We start from the raw sequence: 14,855 nt of genomic DNA on the forward strand, positions 1-14,855 counted from the left end.
TGCGCCAGAGCCGTATTTTCAAGCCGTGATTTTCTCCACATGGGCCTGGCGGGTGTACAGGAAGTCGATCACCGCCTTGCGGTACTGCAGGTAGCGCGGGTCGTCGGCCAGCTGCACGCGGTTGCGCGGATGCGGCAGGTCCACCGCCAGCACCTCGCCGATGGTGGCGCCCGGTCCGTTGGTCAGCATCACGATCTTGTCGCTCAGCAGCACGGCTTCGTCCACATCGTGGGTCACCATCACCACCGTGCTTTGGGTTTTCTGTACGATGGCCAGCAGCTCGTCCTGCAGCTTGGCGCGGGTGAGGGCGTCCAGCGCGCCAAAGGGCTCGTCCATCAGCAAGACCTTGGGCTCCATGCTCAGGGCCCGGGCAATGCCTACGCGCTGCTTCATGCCGCCGGAGATTTCGCCGGGGCGCTTTTGCGCGGCGGCGGTCAGGCCGACCAGGGCCAGGGCCGCGTCGGTGCGGGCCTTCAGCTGGGCCTTGTTTTCGGCGGCGGCGCCGGTGGACTTGTCGCCAGCACCGAATACGCGCTCTACCGCCAGGTAGACGTTTTCAAAGCAGGTCAGCCAGGGCAGCAGCGAGTGGTTCTGGAACACCACGGCACGCTCCGGGCCGGGGCCCTTGATCTCGCGGTTGGCGCAGATCAGTGTGCCCCGGGTGGGGTTGGTCAGGCCGGCAATCAGGTTCAGCAGGGTGGACTTGCCGCAGCCCGAGTGGCCGATCAGCGCCACGAACTCGCCCTTGGCAATCGTCAGGTCGATGTCGCGCAGCGCCGGGAAGCTGCCCTTGGCGGTGCGGAAGGTTTGCTCCACACCCTGGATTTCGATGTACTTGGGGACGGCATGGGCGGGGATGGATGGGATGCTCATGATTTCACCTCTTCAAACGTAAATGCGGTGGCCAGCTTGATCAGCGCGTATTCCAGCACCAGACCGACGATGCCAATGACGAAGATGGCGATGATGATGTTCTTGACGTTCAGGTTGTTCCATTCGTCCCAGACCCAGAAGCCGATGCCCACGCCACCCGTCAGCATCTCGGCGGCCACGATCACCAGCCAGGCTGTGCCTACGGCCAGGCGCACGCCGGTCAACATGTAGGGCAGAACCGAGGGGAACAGGATCTTGGTGACGATCTTCCATTCGCTCAGGTTCAACACCCGGGCCACGTTCATATAGTCCTGCGGCACGCGTTGCACGCCCACCGCGGTGTTGATGACCATGGGCCAGATCGAGCAGATGAAGATGGTCCAGATGGCTGCCGGGTGCGCTCCCTTGAACACCATCAGGCCAATCGGCAGCCAGGCCAGTGGCGACACTGGGCGCAGCAGGCTGATCAGCGGGTTGAACATGCGGCTCATGAAGGTGAAGCGGCCAATCACGAAGCCGGCCGGTATGCCCACCAACGCCGCCAGGCCAAAGCCCACGGCCACGCGCTGCAGCGAGGCCAGCACGTTCCAGCCCACGCCCTGGTCGTTCGGGCCCTTGCGGTAGAACGGGTCGCTGAACAGCACCACCGCCTGCTGGAAGGTCTCGTAAGGCGAGGGGATGCTGGACGAGGTGCCGATCGACACCAGCGCCCAGATACCGATCAGCAGACCCAGGCCCAGCACCGGCGGCAGCACTTTCAGCCATAGGCCACGCCAGTCATAGGGCAGCTTGGGTGCTACGTCTTTTACGGCGTTGGCGCTGGTAGGTGTTGCGGTGGTAGCTAGCATTTTGGGAGCAATCGTGGTAGCGGGCTCGTCAAATTCGACGCCGCCGGGGGAGTGGAATACAGCACTGACCATGGGGTTCTCCTAGGTAGATGAAGGTTGAGCGTTTCCCCTTCGCGGGATACCGTGGAACCGGCTTTGCCGGGCCACTGGTATCGCCCCCTGTAGGGGGTTGGCGAAAGCGACACGCAGTGCGCGAAGCCTGGGGGGGAGCCAAGTTCAGGCGTGGATCTTGAAGCTGTCGGCGTACTTCTTCGGGTCCTTGCCGTCCCACACCATGCCGTCCATCAGCTTGGCGCTGCGCATCACGTCCTTGGGCACGGGTGTCTTGCTGGCGGTGGCGGCCTGTTTGTAGATGTCGATCTGGTTGATCTGCTTGGCCACGGCCAGGTAGTCGGGGTGGTCCTTCAGCAGGCCCCAGCGCTTGTGTTGGGTCAGGAACCACATGCCGTCGGACAGGTAGGGGAAGTTCACCGCGCCTTCGTTGTAGAACTTCATGTAGTTCGGGTCGTCCCAGGTCTTGCCCATGCCGTCCTGGTAGCGGCCCAGGATGCGCTGGTTGATGGCGTCCACGCTGGTGTTGACGTAGCTCTTGTCGGCAATGGTTTCGGCCATCTTGTTCTTGTTGGCCAGGCCGGAGTCGATCCACTTGCCGGCTTCCAGAATCGCGGCGGTGACGGCGCGCGCGGTGTTCGGGTATTTCTTAACGAATTCGGCGCTGGTACCCAGCACTTTTTCGGGGTGGTCCTTCCAGATGTCCTGCGTGGTTTGCGCAGTGACGCCGATGCCGTCGATGATGGCGCGGTGGCCCCAGGGCTCGCCCACGCAGTAGCCGTCCATATTGCCCACGCGCATATTCGCCACCATCTGTGGCGGTGGCACGGTGATGACCTTGGCGTCGCTCATGGGGTTGATGCCGTTGGCAGCCAGCCAGTAGTACAGCCACATGGCGTGGGTGCCGGTGGGGAAGGTCTGGGCAAAGGTGTATTCGCGCTTCTCGGTAGCCATCAGCTTGGCCAGGCCGGCACCGTTGACGGCACCCTTGTCGGCCAGCTTTTTACTCAGCGTAATGGCTTGGCCGTTGTTGTTCAGCGTCATCAGCACGGCCATGTCTTTCTTGGGGCCGCTGATGCCTAGGTGTACGCCGTAGACCAGGCCGTACAGCACGTGGGCGAAGTCCAGCTCGCCGTTGACCAGCTTGTCGCGCACGCCGGCCCAGCTGGCTTCCTTGCTGGGGATGATCTTCACGCCGTATTTCTTGTCGATGCCCAGCACCGAAGCCATCACCACGCTGGCGCAGTCGGTCAGCGGGATGAAGCCGATCTTGACTTCTTCTTTTTCGGGCTTGTCGGAGCCCTGGGCGTAGACTGCGGCACGCAGCGCCGGGTTGATGCCTACGGCGCCTACTGCCGCGGTTTGCAGCACGGTGCGGCGGCTCAGTTTGGTGGTCAAAAGATCGGTCATGTGCAAGCTTCCCAAAGTGAATGTGAAAGTCGGGGCCAAAAACAAAAAAGGCGTCCTCATCGCGCTCGGGGCTGCATGTGCAGCCGCCCGAACGGATGGGGACGCCTTTGTCCGAAAACTGATCGCTGCAACCCGCCATTGGATTCCAGCTGCCATGGGACCAACCTTGGTCTTGGTTTATTTAAGCAAACACCGTGCCAGGCTGTTTTGTCGTTGATTGCTATATAAAATATAGCTGCTTGCGCTTTGTTTGTCTGCGCTGGTGCTTGTTTTGTTTTTAAGCTGGGTTTTGCACTGCTCTTGTGCAGTGCATCATTTCAGTAGGCCAGGGCTTCGGCCGGCGGCAGCAAAATGGTGCCCCGGGCCTGGGCCAACAGCTTGCGCAACACGTCTTGGTGCACCGGCTTGGAAAACAGATAGCCCTGAAAGCCGTCGCAGCCCTTGGCGTGCAGCAAGTCGAACTGGGCACGGTTTTCCACACCCTCGGCGACCACCGATTTGCGCAGGTTTTTGCACAGGTTCACGATGGCGCAGGCAATCACGGCCAGGTCTTCGTCCTGTTCGATGCCGGTGATTAGCGAGCGGTCTATCTTGATGGTGTCCAGCGGCAGGCTGCGCAGATATGACAGCGACGAATACCCGGTGCCGAAGTCGTCCATGGCCAGGCGTACGCCCAGGGCCTTGAGTTCGTTCAGCAGTACCACGGCACGCCCCATATCGTGCAGGAACACGCTTTCGGTAATCTCCAGCTCGACCCGCTGCGGCGCCAGGCCGCTGGCCTGCAGCAGATTGCGGATGCGCGCCACCAGGTCGTTGGCCAGAAACAGCTTGGCCGAGAGATTCACCGCTACCGACAACTGGCGGCCCTGCACTGGCGCCCAGCTACAAGCATCGGCAAAGGCCTGGCGCAGGATGGTGTCGGTCAGCGCGCCTATCAGCCCAGTCTCTTCGGCGATAGGGATGAAGCGGTCTGGTCCCACCGTGCCTATGCGCGCGCTGTGCCAGCGGGCCAGCGCCTCCAGGCCGGTGATGCGGCCCTGCGCATCCACCTTGGGCTGGTAGGCCACGGTGAACTCGTTTCGCTCCAGCCCGACGCGCATGGCGGTGCCCAGGTTCAGGCGCTCGTCGGCCACCTGGTTGAGTTCGGGGGTGAAGAACTGGAAGTTGTTGCGTCCGCGCTCCTTGGCCGCATACATGGCCACATCGGCGTGCTTGAGCAGGGTTTGCGCATCCTTGCCGTCTTGCGGGTACAGCGCCACGCCCATGCTGGCGCCCATCTGGAAGGCACGGCCCTGCAGGTGCACCGGCTGGTTGATCTGCCCCAGCAGGCGCTGCAGGTGCGAAATGACTGAGTGGGCCTGCATATGCTCGTTCAGCAGCAGCACAAACTCGTCGCCACTGTGGCGGGCCACCGTGTCCGAGGCGCGCATGCAGGCGCGGATGCGCTGCGCAATCTCCACCAGCAGCTGGTCGCCCGCGTCGTGGCCCAGGCTGTCGTTGATGAGTTTGAAGTGGTCCAGGTCGATGAACACCACGGCCAGGAAATGCCCCAGGCGCTCGGCATGGGATATAGCGGGCGCGATGCGGTCGCGCAGCAGGTTGCGGTTGGCCAGGCCGGTCAGCGTGTCGTAGTTGGCCTGGTATTCGAGCTGCTCCAGCTGATGTTTGCGTTCGGAAATATTCTGCACCGTACCTTCGAAGCAGATGAAGGCGCCCTGGCTGTCATAAACGCTGCGGGCGTTCTCGGAAATCCAGATCTTGCTGCCGTCGCGCCGGTACACCTCGGACTCGAAGTTGCTGACCTCGCCGTGCGCGGCCATCAACCGGGCGAAGCGCTCGCGCCGATGGGGCTGCACATACAGGCGGCGGTCGATGTCGGACAGGTCGGCGATCAGCTCCTCTGGAGTGGCGTAGCCGTAGAGCAGGGCCAGTGCCGGGTTGGCGGCGATGTAGCGGCCATCCAGCGTGGTTTGGAAGATGCCTTCGCGGGCGTGTTCAAAGATTTGCCGGTAGCGCAGCTCGGCATGGGCCAGGGCCTCCAGCGTCAGGTGGACGTCGGTCACGTCCTCGATGAAGCCCTCCAGCACCAGCTGATCGGCCTCGTCCGTGACCTGTATGCCTTGCTCTTTCACCTTGCGGATTTCTCCGCTGCGGGTGGTGATGCTGTAGTACACGGTGAAGCGCTGGCTCTGGGTAATAGCGGCGCCGATTTCCTGGCGTACCCGGGCGCGATCGTCGGGGTGGGTAATGGCTTCCCAGGTGATGTGTTGCGGGTCTAGCAGCTCGTGCGCGCTATAGCCGCACAGGCGCGTGCAGCCCTGGCTGACGAAACGCATGGTCCAGCGACCGTCCGGTAGGCAGCGGTAGGCCATACCTTCCAGGTTGTTGACCAGTGTGTCCAGCACCCGGTGCAGATTGACGGGCTTTGCGGCATGCACGGTCGCCTGCTGGGCTCGGGCAAATGGGGCTAATACGGGTGTCAAAGTGGATTCGGTGTTTGCAAAAACCAAGTAGTCCTCAGCCAAGCCGACCTGTGTGTCTGGTGTGCAGAGGGTCTAGGGCGCTGCAGCTAGGTCTGTTTCCGCAAGCCCTGTGCCAGCCTTGAAAATCGCTATTGCTACTTATTTGATAGCTGTAAGGTCATATGCAGATTGCGCCATGGCCTTGTTTCATTATGAAACAAATTGGCACTGGGTTGGTGCATTCCACCGGTTCAGCCCAGCAGCTCGGCCACATCGAGTATGCGCTGGGCCACTTCCACCAGCTTCATGCTCTTGTCCATGGCGGCTTTGCGCAGCTTGTCGTAGGCTTCCGGTTCGGTGATGCCCTGGCGCTGCATCAGCAGGCCTTTGGCGCGGTCTATGATCTTGCGGTTGTGCAGCTCGGCCTTGTGTTCATCGCGCTCCACGCGGGTCACGGCCAGCTCGGTGCGCAGGGCCTGCTCGTGTTCGAAGCGGGCCATGGCCACGTCGAGTATGGGGCGAATGCGGTCGGCCGACAGGCCGGCCACGATATAGGCCGACACACCCGCGGCCACCGCATCCTTGACATGCGAGGTGTCGCCGTCATTGGTAAACATGACGATGGGGCGGGGGGCATTGCGCGTGGCCATCACCACATGCTCCAGGGCATCGCGCGCCTCGCTCTCGGCGTCCACGATGATCATGTCGGGTTGCAGCTGGGCCAGGCGCTCGGTCAGGAACACGTCGGCGGGCAGGCTGGCGATCAGGTTGTAGTTGTTTTCCAGCAGTCCGATGCGCAGTGCACGTGAGCGATCGGCTTGCAGCAACGCATGGCTGTCCGACGGGTCCAGTATGTCCAGATCCGGGGCAATGACCACGATACGCAGGGAAGGGCTCATGGCGGGAAATACGCAAGATTTGCGCCAATAAGGTGCACGGCGGTTGGAAAGCAGGGGTCACCTGGGAACACGTTCTAAACTCCAGCGTTTGGTTGCTGTGCTGAAAAAGCGAGAGGTCTATTGTGCTGGTACTAGGTATTGAATCATCCTGTGATGAAACCGGGATAGCGTTGGTGCGTGCCGAGGGCTCGGATTTGCCCGTGTTGTTGTCACACGCTCTGCACAGCCAGATCGAGATGCACCAGGCCTATGGCGGCGTGGTGCCCGAGCTGGCCAGCCGCGACCATATCCGCCGCGTGCTGCCGCTGACCCAGCAGGTTCTGGCCGAGTCGGGCCAAAGCCTGGTCGATGTGGATGTGGTGGCATACACCCGTGGCCCGGGGCTGGCCGGAGCCTTGCTGGTGGGTGCGGGCGTGGCCTGCGCGCTGGGTGCGGCACTGGATAAGCCCGTGTTGGGCGTGCACCACCTGGAAGGGCATTTGTTGTCACCGTTTCTGAGCGCCGACCCGCCGGAATTTCCTTTTGTCGCGCTGCTGGTCTCTGGCGGCCATACCCAGCTGATGCGCGTTGACGGCGTGGGCCGTTACGAGATGCTGGGCGAAACCATTGACGATGCCGCTGGCGAGGCCTTTGACAAGTCCGCCAAGCTGATGGGCCTGGGCTATCCCGGTGGCCCGGCCTTGTCACGCCAGGCAGAACAGGGCGACCCAGCTGCATTCAAGCTGCCACGCCCCTTGCTGCACAGCGGCAATCTGGATTTTTCCTTCGCCGGTTTGAAGACTGCGGTGATGACCCAGGCAAAGAAGCTGGGCGACGATCTGGAATCACGTAAAGCCGATCTGGCCGCGAGTACCCAGGCGGCGATTGTCGAGGTGCTGTGGAAGAAATCGGTTACAGCCTTGCAGCGTACTGGCTTGCGCCGCCTGGTTGTTGCTGGCGGCGTGGGGGCCAACAAAGCGCTTCGCACCCAGCTGAATGCTGTCTGCGCCAAAGCCGGCGTGCGCGTGCACTACCCCGAGCTGCACCTATGCACCGATAACGGAGCCATGATTGCCATGGCCGGCGCCATGCGCCTGCAGTCCGGCCTGCAGGCGGCCACGCGAACCTATGCGTTCGACGTGAAACCGCGCTGGCCTTTGGACAGTCTTTAGTCGCTTTTATCAGCCTTAGTTGATGGTCAGGGTGGACACATTGCTGACCGGCGCCTTCTTCGCCAGCTTCAGCGTTAACACACCGTTTTCCAGCTTGGCGTCGCTGGCCGACACGTCAATGTCCTGCGGCAATTCGTAGGCCGCCTTGTATTTGCGGGGCGCATCGGGCAGGCTTTCCAGTCGCACCACGTTGCCTTCGATGCCGATGGACAGCTGCTCTTTGGCGATGCCGGGCACGTCGAATTGCAGGGTGTAGCTGGTCTCGTCCTGGGTCACGTTGTGGCTTGCTTGGGCTGCGCTGGCATGGTTTTCTTCAAGCAGGCGATGCAGTGCGCGCAGGCTGTGTGCTGGGCGCACGAAGCGGGCAGATGCGGGGATGTTGGTGGCAAAAAACATGAGGTAGCTCCTATTACACTGCGCGGCCCTCACAGTGATTGCCGCATGGACAGCATCTGTGTGCATCCGGTTTTTTTTCAAGGAAATTTCGCCATGTTTAAGTTTCGCCGCCAGCTCTTGAAATTTCTGGGAGCGTCTCTATGCGCCCCCGCGCTGGTGCGGGCCCAGGGCGCTGCGGCGCCCATCAAACTGGCCCAGATCGAGGCGTTGAGCGGCCCGTTGGGCAACGGCGGCGAGGCCGTTTTCCGCAACCTGGTGTGGGCGGTGGAGCGCGTGAATGCGCGTGGTGGCGTCAAGTTGCCCGACGGTAAGCACCCGCTGCAGCTGGAGCGTTACGACAGCAAAGGCCAGAACGAAGAGGCCTTGTCGGCGCTGCGCGCGGCCATCGACGACGGCGTGCAGATCGTTATGCAGGGCAATAACTCGGCTACGGCTGCGGTGTTGATTGATGCCATCAACAAGCACAACGAGCGCGAGCCTGGCAAGCGCGTGATTTTCCTGAACTACGCGGCAGTGGACCCCACGCTGACCAATGAGAAATGCAGCTACTGGCATTTCCGTTTCGACGCTCACACCGATATGCGCATGGCGGCGCTGATGTCGGTGTTCAAGGAAGACGCGGCAGTCAAGAACGTGTACATCCTGGGCCAGGACTACAGCTTTGGCCAAACCGTGGCGCGCGAGGCCAAGCGCCAGCTGGCCATTCAGCGCCCCGATGTGCAGGTGGTGGGTGATGAGCTGCACCCCCTGGGCCGCATCAAGGACTTCGCGCCCTATGTAGCCAAGATCAAGGCCAGCGGCGCCCAGGCCGTCATCACCGGTAATTTCGGCAACGACCTGACTCTGCTGGTTAAGGCTGCACGTGAGCTGGGCTTTGAAGGCAAGTTCTACACCTTTTACGGCAACGCCCTGGGCGCACCGGCAGCACTGGGCGAGGCGGGCGTGGGCAAGGTGATTGCCGTGGCCGACTGGCTGCCAAACGTGCCTGGCGCGCAGAGCGAGGCTTTTGTCAAAGCTTTTCGCCAGCGCTTTCCCAAGCCGTCTGAAGACTATCTGCACATGCGCATGCAGCTCATGGTCGAGGCGTTGGCCCAGGCCATTGAAAAAGCGGGCACTATGGATTTAATAGCTGTCGCCGCAAAGCTGGAGAGCGCCAGCGTTAGTTTGTATGGCCAAAGTGGCAGCATGCGCGGGGTGGACCACCAGTTCCAGCAAAACCTTGCGGTAGGCATCATGGACCGGCTGGGCGCGCCGGGTGTGAAGTTCGACGTGGAGGGCTCAGGTTACGGCTTTCGCGTTATCAAACAGATCAGCGCGGCCCAGGCCGAAATGCCCAACAGCTGCAAGATGCAGCGCCCCAGCTAGCCGGTGTAGCCCGCGCAGGCCCCGGCATTCGGCCGGCCTTTGCATTCGCGCAGCAGACGTTTGTCGCGTTCGGCCGTGCTCTCGGCCGAGCCGCGGTGGATGCGCTCTTGCGAGGATTCGCCCGTGGTCTGCTTCTTTTTGGTCTTTGCAACGCCCAGAGGTGCGGCAGCGGCCAGAGTCGCGGCTAGTGCATAGCAGGCGAGGGTGCGCAAGCGCATGGAGGGTCTCCTGGAAATGGGGCGGAGTTCATCATAATCAGGACTCCATCTTTTCCACCTATCTCCATGCGCCAAGACATCCTGAATCTTGAGGAATCCAAAATCCGTGAAGTTGCCAATGCAGGCATGGGGCGCAGTGATGTGCTGGCCTTCTGGTTTGGCGAGAGCGACGAGGTGACGCCTGATTTCATTCGCCAGGCCGCGATCGCCTCTTTGCAGCAAGGTGAAACGTTTTACTCTCACAACCTAGGTTTGCCTGAATTGCGTGAAGCTGTGGCCGGCTATATGAGCCGCTTGCACGGTTCTATAGAGGTGAACCGCATTGCCATGACATCGGGCGGCGTGAACGCACTGATGCTGGCCATCCAGATGTTGGTGGACGCGGGTGACGAGGTGGTCGCAGTGACGCCGGTGTGGCCCAACCTGACGGCCCAACCTGTCATTCTGGGGGCGCAATTGCGCTGCGTGGCCTTGCAGCCGCAAGCCGATGGAGCCTGGGCCTTAGACATGGCGCAGTTGCTGGCGGCCATTACCCCAGAGACCAAACTGCTGATCCTAAATGCACCCAATAACCCCACTGGTTGGACGCTGACAAGAGCCGAGCAGCAAACCATCCTTGACCATTGCCGCCGTACGGGCACGTGGATACTGGCCGATGAGGTGTACGAGCGCCTGTACTACGAACCCAGTCCGAATGGCTGCGCCCCCAGCTTCCTGGATGTAGCCGAGCCGGAGGATCGCTTGATAGTGGTGCACAGTTTTTCCAAGAGCTTTTTGATGACGGGCTGGCGCCTGGGTTGGCTGGTGATGCCTGCCAGCGCAACGCCGCATATGGGTAAATTGATTGAGTTCAACACTTCCTGTGCCAGTGTCTTCGTGCAGCGCGCGGGCATCCAGGCTTTGCAGCGCACCGATGAGATCACCCCGCGCGTAGTGGCACATCTAAAGCAATGCCGTGACACCCTGGTACCCCTGCTGCAGGCCGTGCCCGGTGTGCACGTGGCACCTGCCAAAGGGGGCATGTATGCATTCTTCAAGCTTGAAGGCCATGACGACTCCTTGGTGACCGCCAAACGCTTAGTGGCAGAGGCTGGCCTGGGGCTGGCCCCCGGAAATGCGTTTGCACCACAGGCCCAGGGATGGTTGCGCTGGTGTTTCGCGTCGCAAAATCTGCAGAGATTGGAGCAGGGGGTGGAAAGACTCAAAAAGTGGGCTATAATTTGAGGCTTGCTGCAGCATACAAATAGTTTGAATCAGCAAGCGACAAGAACACAGTTCAAGTCAAAATAAGCTGAAAATCATGTTATAATTCAAGGCTTGAAACGCGGGGAATAGCTCAGTTGGTAGAGCGCAACCTTGCCAAGGTTGAGGTCGAGAGTTCGAGACTCTTTTCCCGCTCCAAATTGGTAAAAAGGGAAGCAATGCTTCCCTTTTTTATGTGTGGTTTGGGCGCGATAACAAAGCGGTTATGTACCGGATTGCAAATCCGGCTAGCCCGGTTCGACTCCGGGTCGCGCCTCCAAAAAGCTTGGTCTGGTTTTCCAGATTAAGAGCAAAAAGTCATGCTATAATGCAAGGCTTGAAACGCGGGAATAGCTCAGTTGGTAGAGCGCAACCTTGCCAAGGTTGAGGTCGAGAGTTCGAGACTCTTTTCCCGCTCCAAATTAGTAAAAAAAGGAAGCTATATGCTTCCTTTTTTTACGTCCAAATTTGTTGTGTAAATAAGCGCTTGTGTATCGGACAGCCTTTCTGGGTGGCTTGTTCGTTTCTGCCGGCACGCCGTTTCAGTGCGATCTGAATGTCTCGCAAGAGTGGTTTTTGTTGCCAAGCTCGGGTGCTGGGCTTGCGATAGCAGAGTACAATCCAAAGGCTTTTCAGCACTGGCGCAAAGAAACAGAGGCGTCCAAGGTATTTGAGGTTCTACCCGCAATACCCTTACCGGCACTGACTGGTAGTCGCCTCTAGATCCGGCCCTGTCAACCATCACGTTGCCGGGGCTGTTTTGTTTCAACGTGCAAGTGCGTTGCGAAGTAGGCTCGGTGGTGTAATTGGTAGCCACAGCAGACTTAAAATCTGCCGACGCAAGTCGTACCGGTTCGATTCCGGTCCGAGCCACCATCTCTTATTTCACGAAGTCTCAAACACACCCGAAAAGCAACGACTCCAGTCTAAGGTTTCGTTTTTTCTCCGAAATGGAATTAACAGAGTCGCCTGTTCGGTTGTGCCAGTCGGACTCGCGTGAGAGCCCAGTCCACGACTAAATTGAAGCGCTCTTAAGACGCACCGACGTATGCCGGTACTGTCGTCGCCGGAGGTGTGTTCCTGCTGCGCTCGCAGCGTACGATGCCGTCGATCATCACCATGCCGACGCCGGGCAGGTCGCCGAGCTGCACGCTGTCCAGCAGGTCGCGGCCGGCCGAGTGCTGGGCCTTGTCCATGAAGACGAAATCGGCGGCACGGCCCACCTCGATCAGGCCGCAGTTCAGATTCCGAATACGCGCCGTATTGCCGGTGGCGAAGCAGAACACCAGTTCGGCCGGGATATTGCCCAGGCTGGACAGCAGGGCCACCATGCGCAGCATGCCCAGGGGCTGCACGCCCGATCCGGCCGGGCTGTCGGTACCGAGGATCACGCGGTGCGGACATTTGAGCTGCAGCGCGGCCTGGGCCGCGGCGATGGCGACTTTCTCGTTGCCGTTGTGCACGATCTCGATGGCGCGCGAGGACTTCTCGCACAGCTCGCACACATGGGCTTCGGACAACGAGGTGTGGCCGCCGTTGATGTGGCCGATCACATCGGCATCGGCCTCCAGCACCACGTCCTTGTCGATCAGGCCCGAGCCGGGGATCGACGGGCCGCCCGTGTGGATGGTGCTCTGGATGCCATATTTGCGCGCCCAGGCGACCATCTGCTGGGCTTCGTAGCCGGCCTTGACCGAGCCCAGGCCGACTTCGCCCAACAGGCTGACACCGGCATCGGCCAAGTCCTTGAAATCCTGCTCGACCATGCCTTTCTCGATGATGGGCGCGCCAGCTATCACCTTCACGCCGCCGGGGCGGAAGTTGTCGAATGCGCGTTGGGCGGTGATGGCCAGGGCCTTCAGTCCGACGATGTCCTTCGGCCGGCCCGGCAAATGCACTTCGCCGGCCGAAACCATGGTGGTGACGCCACCGTGCATGGTCGAGTCGATCCAGCCCAGCTGGTTCTGCCGCGGGGTCCAGTCGCCGAACACCGGGTGCACATGGCTGTCGATCAGGCCGGGGGCTACGCAGGTCTGTCGGGCGTCGATGGTGGTGCGGGCCTCGCTGGTGTCACAGTCCTTGGCCTTGCCGACAGCGACGATCAGACCGTCGTCGACGACGATGGTGTCTGCATCGAGGATGGGCTGGTCGATGTCGCCCGACAGCAGCAGACCAATATTCTGGATGACGACCTTGCCCGACTTTGCGCCGGCGATTGCTTCTGCCATGGTGTTCTTTCGTGGGGTGGTTGTATGGGATGGCTACAGGGTCACGGTGCGCAGCACGGTGTCGAGCACAAAGCCTTCCCAGTGCGCCAAGGCATCGGGGGCTTCGAGGTTGTCGCCCAGAAAGGCGGACAAGGTGTGCCGGTTCGACAGGTAGAAATAGCCGAGCGAGGCGATCAGCAGGTACACGTCGCGGGTTTGTAGATCGTCGCGGAACAGCTTTTGGGCGACGCCGTTCTGCATGATCTCACCGAGGATGGCAATCGCCGGCGACGAGTACTCGCGGGCCCGCAGCGACTTGGCGATGTGCTTGCCCTTGTGCAGGTTCTCTGTGTTCAGCAGGGTGATGAACTCCGGGTGCTTGCGGTAGTAGTCCAGCACAAAGCGGATCACCGCGCGCAGCGCCTCCAGCGGCTGGGCCACATCCAGCGCAAGGCGCGACTCGGCCTCGTTCATGCGGCGGTAAATGCCCTCCAGCACCTCGATGTACAAGCCTTCCTTGCTACCGAAGTAGTAGTAGATCATGCGGTCGTAGGACTTGGCGGCGGTGGAGATTTTCTCCACGCTGCCGCCGTCGTAGCCATGCTTGGCAAAGACCTTGGTGGCGGCGCGCAGGATGCTGTCGCGCGTGGCCTGGGCGTTTTGCTCACGTACGCCGGGCTTGGCGGTTTTGCCGGTCTTGCTTGCCGGTGCTTTCTTGCTGGCAACCGGTTGGCGGCCGGATTTGGCGGTGCTGGACATGGTGTGGTGCTTACTGTTCGGCGAACGCACGTTCTATCACGAAGTCGCCGGGGCGCGAGGTGTTACCTTCCTTGAAACCGCTTTCTTCGAGGCTGATTTTCAGGTCGCGCAGCATGGCCGGGCTGCCGCAGATCATCGCCCGGTCGGTGGCGGGGTCCAGATCGGGCAGGCCCAGGTCTTTGGCCAGCTTGCCGCTCTCGATCAGGTCGGTGATGCGGCCCATGGTGTGGAAGGCTTCGCGGGTCACCGTGGGGTAGTAGCGTAGCTGCTTGCTCACCAGCTCGCCCAGAAACTCATGCTGGGGCAGGTGCTGGGTCAAGAGGTCGTGGTAGGCGAGTTCTTCGACCTGGCGCACGCCGTGCACCAGAATGAGTTCCTCGTATTTTTCGTAGGTCGCGGGGTCATGGATCACGCTCATGAATGGTGCAAGACCAGTGCCCGTCGAGAACATGTACAGGCGCTTGCCGGGCAGCAGATAGTCGATCAGCAGGGTGCCGGTGGGCTTGCGTCCGACGATGATGCTGTCGCCCACCTGGATGTGCTGCAGGCGCGAGGTCAGCGGGCCGTCGGGCACCTTGATGCTCAGGAATTCCAGGTGTTCTTCATAGTTGGCGCTGACGATGCTGTAGGCGCGCAGCAGCGGCTTGCCGGTCTCGGTCTTCAGGCCGATCATGGTGAAGTGGCCGTTGGAAAACCGCAGTGACGGATCGCGGGTCGTGGTGAAGGTGAACAGCTTGTCTGTCCAGTGGTGCACGCTCAGTACGCGCTCTTCGTTGAATGCACTCATATGGTGTGTGGTGGAAAGTGGATGAAAACAGGGGATGCAATCTGGGGGTTGGCTAGTGTCTTTTCTGTTGCGGTGTGCATATGCTTATGCTAAATTGCCAGCACATAAAAATGTAGTGCTTGCAACATTTAAGTTAAGTGAATGCTACATAAATTGAGATTGCGGGACAAGTACTTTTCATAACCTC

At 60.8% G+C, this 14,855-nt stretch carries 13 protein-coding genes and 4 tRNA genes; 7 read left to right on the forward strand and 10 right to left on the reverse strand.

All coding sequences use genetic code 11. The features are described 5' to 3' along the window. Positions 1-18: 18 nt before the first annotated feature. From AC07VY_RS04590 to AC07VY_RS04610, 5 genes are all read right to left on the reverse strand, one after another. Entirely contained in the window at positions 19-873 is an 855-nt protein-coding gene (locus AC07VY_RS04590) for an ABC transporter ATP-binding protein (RefSeq protein WP_495096573.1), read from the reverse strand. Continuing rightward, positions 870-1,793: a nitrate ABC transporter permease gene (ntrB, locus tag AC07VY_RS04595; protein WP_495096572.1), complete on the reverse strand. Its 924-nt coding sequence runs from the start codon at positions 1,791-1,793 to the stop codon at positions 870-872. The genes AC07VY_RS04590 and ntrB overlap by 4 nt, the downstream gene beginning before the upstream one ends. Before the next feature lie 144 nt (positions 1,794-1,937). Continuing rightward, on the reverse strand, positions 1,938-3,182 hold the full coding sequence (locus AC07VY_RS04600; RefSeq protein ID WP_495074679.1) for a CmpA/NrtA family ABC transporter substrate-binding protein: 1,245 nt from the start codon (positions 3,180-3,182) through the stop codon (positions 1,938-1,940). A 317-nt stretch (positions 3,183-3,499) separates the two neighbouring features. Further along, positions 3,500-5,620: a putative bifunctional diguanylate cyclase/phosphodiesterase gene (locus AC07VY_RS04605; RefSeq protein ID WP_495096571.1), complete on the reverse strand. Its 2,121-nt coding sequence runs from the start codon at positions 5,618-5,620 to the stop codon at positions 3,500-3,502. A gap of 275 nt (positions 5,621-5,895) precedes the next feature. After that, complete coding sequence (locus AC07VY_RS04610) at positions 5,896-6,543, reverse strand: ANTAR domain-containing response regulator (RefSeq protein ID WP_495074677.1); 648 nt, start codon at positions 6,541-6,543, stop codon at positions 5,896-5,898. Positions 6,544-6,662: 119 nt separating this feature from the next. Between AC07VY_RS04610 and tsaD the strand changes: the two genes are divergently transcribed. Continuing rightward, the gene (tsaD, locus tag AC07VY_RS04615) at positions 6,663-7,694 is read left to right on the forward strand and encodes a tRNA (adenosine(37)-N6)-threonylcarbamoyltransferase complex transferase subunit TsaD (RefSeq protein WP_495096660.1); all 1,032 of its coding nucleotides are present in this window, start codon (positions 6,663-6,665) and stop codon (positions 7,692-7,694) included. Positions 7,695-7,709: 15 nt separating this feature from the next. On the opposite strand, the gene AC07VY_RS04620 is transcribed toward tsaD, so the two are convergent. Further along, positions 7,710-8,090, reverse strand: a complete 381-nt coding sequence (locus AC07VY_RS04620; protein WP_495096570.1) for an Hsp20/alpha crystallin family protein — start codon at positions 8,088-8,090, stop codon at positions 7,710-7,712. Positions 8,091-8,183: 93 nt separating this feature from the next. Between AC07VY_RS04620 and AC07VY_RS04625 the strand changes: the two genes are divergently transcribed. Further along, on the forward strand, positions 8,184-9,455 hold the full coding sequence (locus AC07VY_RS04625; RefSeq protein WP_495096569.1) for a branched-chain amino acid ABC transporter substrate-binding protein: 1,272 nt from the start codon (positions 8,184-8,186) through the stop codon (positions 9,453-9,455). Here the strand turns inward: AC07VY_RS04625 and AC07VY_RS04630 are convergent. Continuing rightward, positions 9,452-9,673 (reverse strand): hypothetical protein, encoded by a 222-nt coding sequence (locus tag AC07VY_RS04630; RefSeq protein WP_495096568.1) that lies wholly within the window; start codon positions 9,671-9,673, stop codon positions 9,452-9,454. The genes AC07VY_RS04625 and AC07VY_RS04630 overlap by 4 nt on opposite strands. A gap of 66 nt (positions 9,674-9,739) precedes the next feature. Between AC07VY_RS04630 and AC07VY_RS04635 the strand changes: the two genes are divergently transcribed. The 5 genes from AC07VY_RS04635 (at position 9,740) to AC07VY_RS04655 (ending at position 11,791) form a co-directional block, all read left to right on the forward strand. Further along, the gene (locus tag AC07VY_RS04635) at positions 9,740-10,897 is read left to right on the forward strand and encodes a pyridoxal phosphate-dependent aminotransferase (protein WP_495096567.1); all 1,158 of its coding nucleotides are present in this window, start codon (positions 9,740-9,742) and stop codon (positions 10,895-10,897) included. A 100-nt stretch (positions 10,898-10,997) separates the two neighbouring features. Next, positions 10,998-11,074, forward strand: a tRNA-Gly gene (locus AC07VY_RS04640). Positions 11,075-11,121: 47 nt separating this feature from the next. Further along, positions 11,122-11,195, forward strand: a tRNA-Cys gene (locus AC07VY_RS04645). A gap of 64 nt (positions 11,196-11,259) precedes the next feature. Then, a tRNA-Gly gene (locus AC07VY_RS04650) sits at positions 11,260-11,335 on the forward strand. Positions 11,336-11,706: 371 nt separating this feature from the next. Beyond that, positions 11,707-11,791, forward strand: a tRNA-Leu gene (locus tag AC07VY_RS04655). Between the two features lie 155 nt (positions 11,792-11,946). Here AC07VY_RS04655 and AC07VY_RS04660 read toward each other — a convergent pair. Genes AC07VY_RS04660 through AC07VY_RS04670 form a run of 3 tightly spaced genes read right to left on the reverse strand, consistent with a single transcriptional unit; the run spans position 11,947 to position 14,668 of the window. Continuing rightward, on the reverse strand, positions 11,947-13,143 hold the full coding sequence (locus AC07VY_RS04660; protein WP_495074672.1) for an amidohydrolase family protein: 1,197 nt from the start codon (positions 13,141-13,143) through the stop codon (positions 11,947-11,949). A 33-nt stretch (positions 13,144-13,176) separates the two neighbouring features. Then, positions 13,177-13,881: a TetR/AcrR family transcriptional regulator gene (locus tag AC07VY_RS04665; protein ID WP_495074671.1), complete on the reverse strand. Its 705-nt coding sequence runs from the start codon at positions 13,879-13,881 to the stop codon at positions 13,177-13,179. A 10-nt stretch (positions 13,882-13,891) separates the two neighbouring features. Beyond that, a complete protein-coding gene (locus tag AC07VY_RS04670; RefSeq protein WP_116608294.1) occupies positions 13,892-14,668 on the reverse strand; it encodes a ferredoxin--NADP reductase in 777 nt (258 codons plus the stop codon). Positions 14,669-14,855 lie beyond the last annotated feature (187 nt).

The organism is Rhodoferax sp. GW821-FHT02C08 (genome assembly GCF_059421805.1).

What these genes read in the sequence shown, in the direction of transcription:
- AC07VY_RS04590 (WP_495096573.1), bottom strand. Translation starts at nt 873, where the DNA reads ATGAGCATCCCATCCATCCCCGCCCATGCCGTCCCCAAGTACATCGAA.
- ntrB (WP_495096572.1), bottom strand. Translation starts at nt 1,793, where the DNA reads ATGGTCAGTGCTGTATTCCACTCCCCCGGCGGCGTCGAATTTGACGAG.
- AC07VY_RS04600 (WP_495074679.1), bottom strand. Translation starts at nt 3,182, where the DNA reads ATGACCGATCTTTTGACCACCAAACTGAGCCGCCGCACCGTGCTGCAA.
- AC07VY_RS04610 (WP_495074677.1), bottom strand. Translation starts at nt 6,543, where the DNA reads ATGAGCCCTTCCCTGCGTATCGTGGTCATTGCCCCGGATCTGGACATA.
- AC07VY_RS04620 (WP_495096570.1), bottom strand. Translation starts at nt 8,090, where the DNA reads ATGTTTTTTGCCACCAACATCCCCGCATCTGCCCGCTTCGTGCGCCCA.
- AC07VY_RS04625 (WP_495096569.1), top strand. Translation starts at nt 8,184, where the DNA reads ATGTTTAAGTTTCGCCGCCAGCTCTTGAAATTTCTGGGAGCGTCTCTA.
- AC07VY_RS04630 (WP_495096568.1), bottom strand. Translation starts at nt 9,673, where the DNA reads ATGCGCTTGCGCACCCTCGCCTGCTATGCACTAGCCGCGACTCTGGCC.
- AC07VY_RS04635 (WP_495096567.1), top strand. Translation starts at nt 9,740, where the DNA reads ATGCGCCAAGACATCCTGAATCTTGAGGAATCCAAAATCCGTGAAGTT.
- AC07VY_RS04660 (WP_495074672.1), bottom strand. Translation starts at nt 13,143, where the DNA reads ATGGCAGAAGCAATCGCCGGCGCAAAGTCGGGCAAGGTCGTCATCCAG.
- AC07VY_RS04665 (WP_495074671.1), bottom strand. Translation starts at nt 13,881, where the DNA reads ATGTCCAGCACCGCCAAATCCGGCCGCCAACCGGTTGCCAGCAAGAAA.
- AC07VY_RS04670 (WP_116608294.1), bottom strand. Translation starts at nt 14,668, where the DNA reads ATGAGTGCATTCAACGAAGAGCGCGTACTGAGCGTGCACCACTGGACA.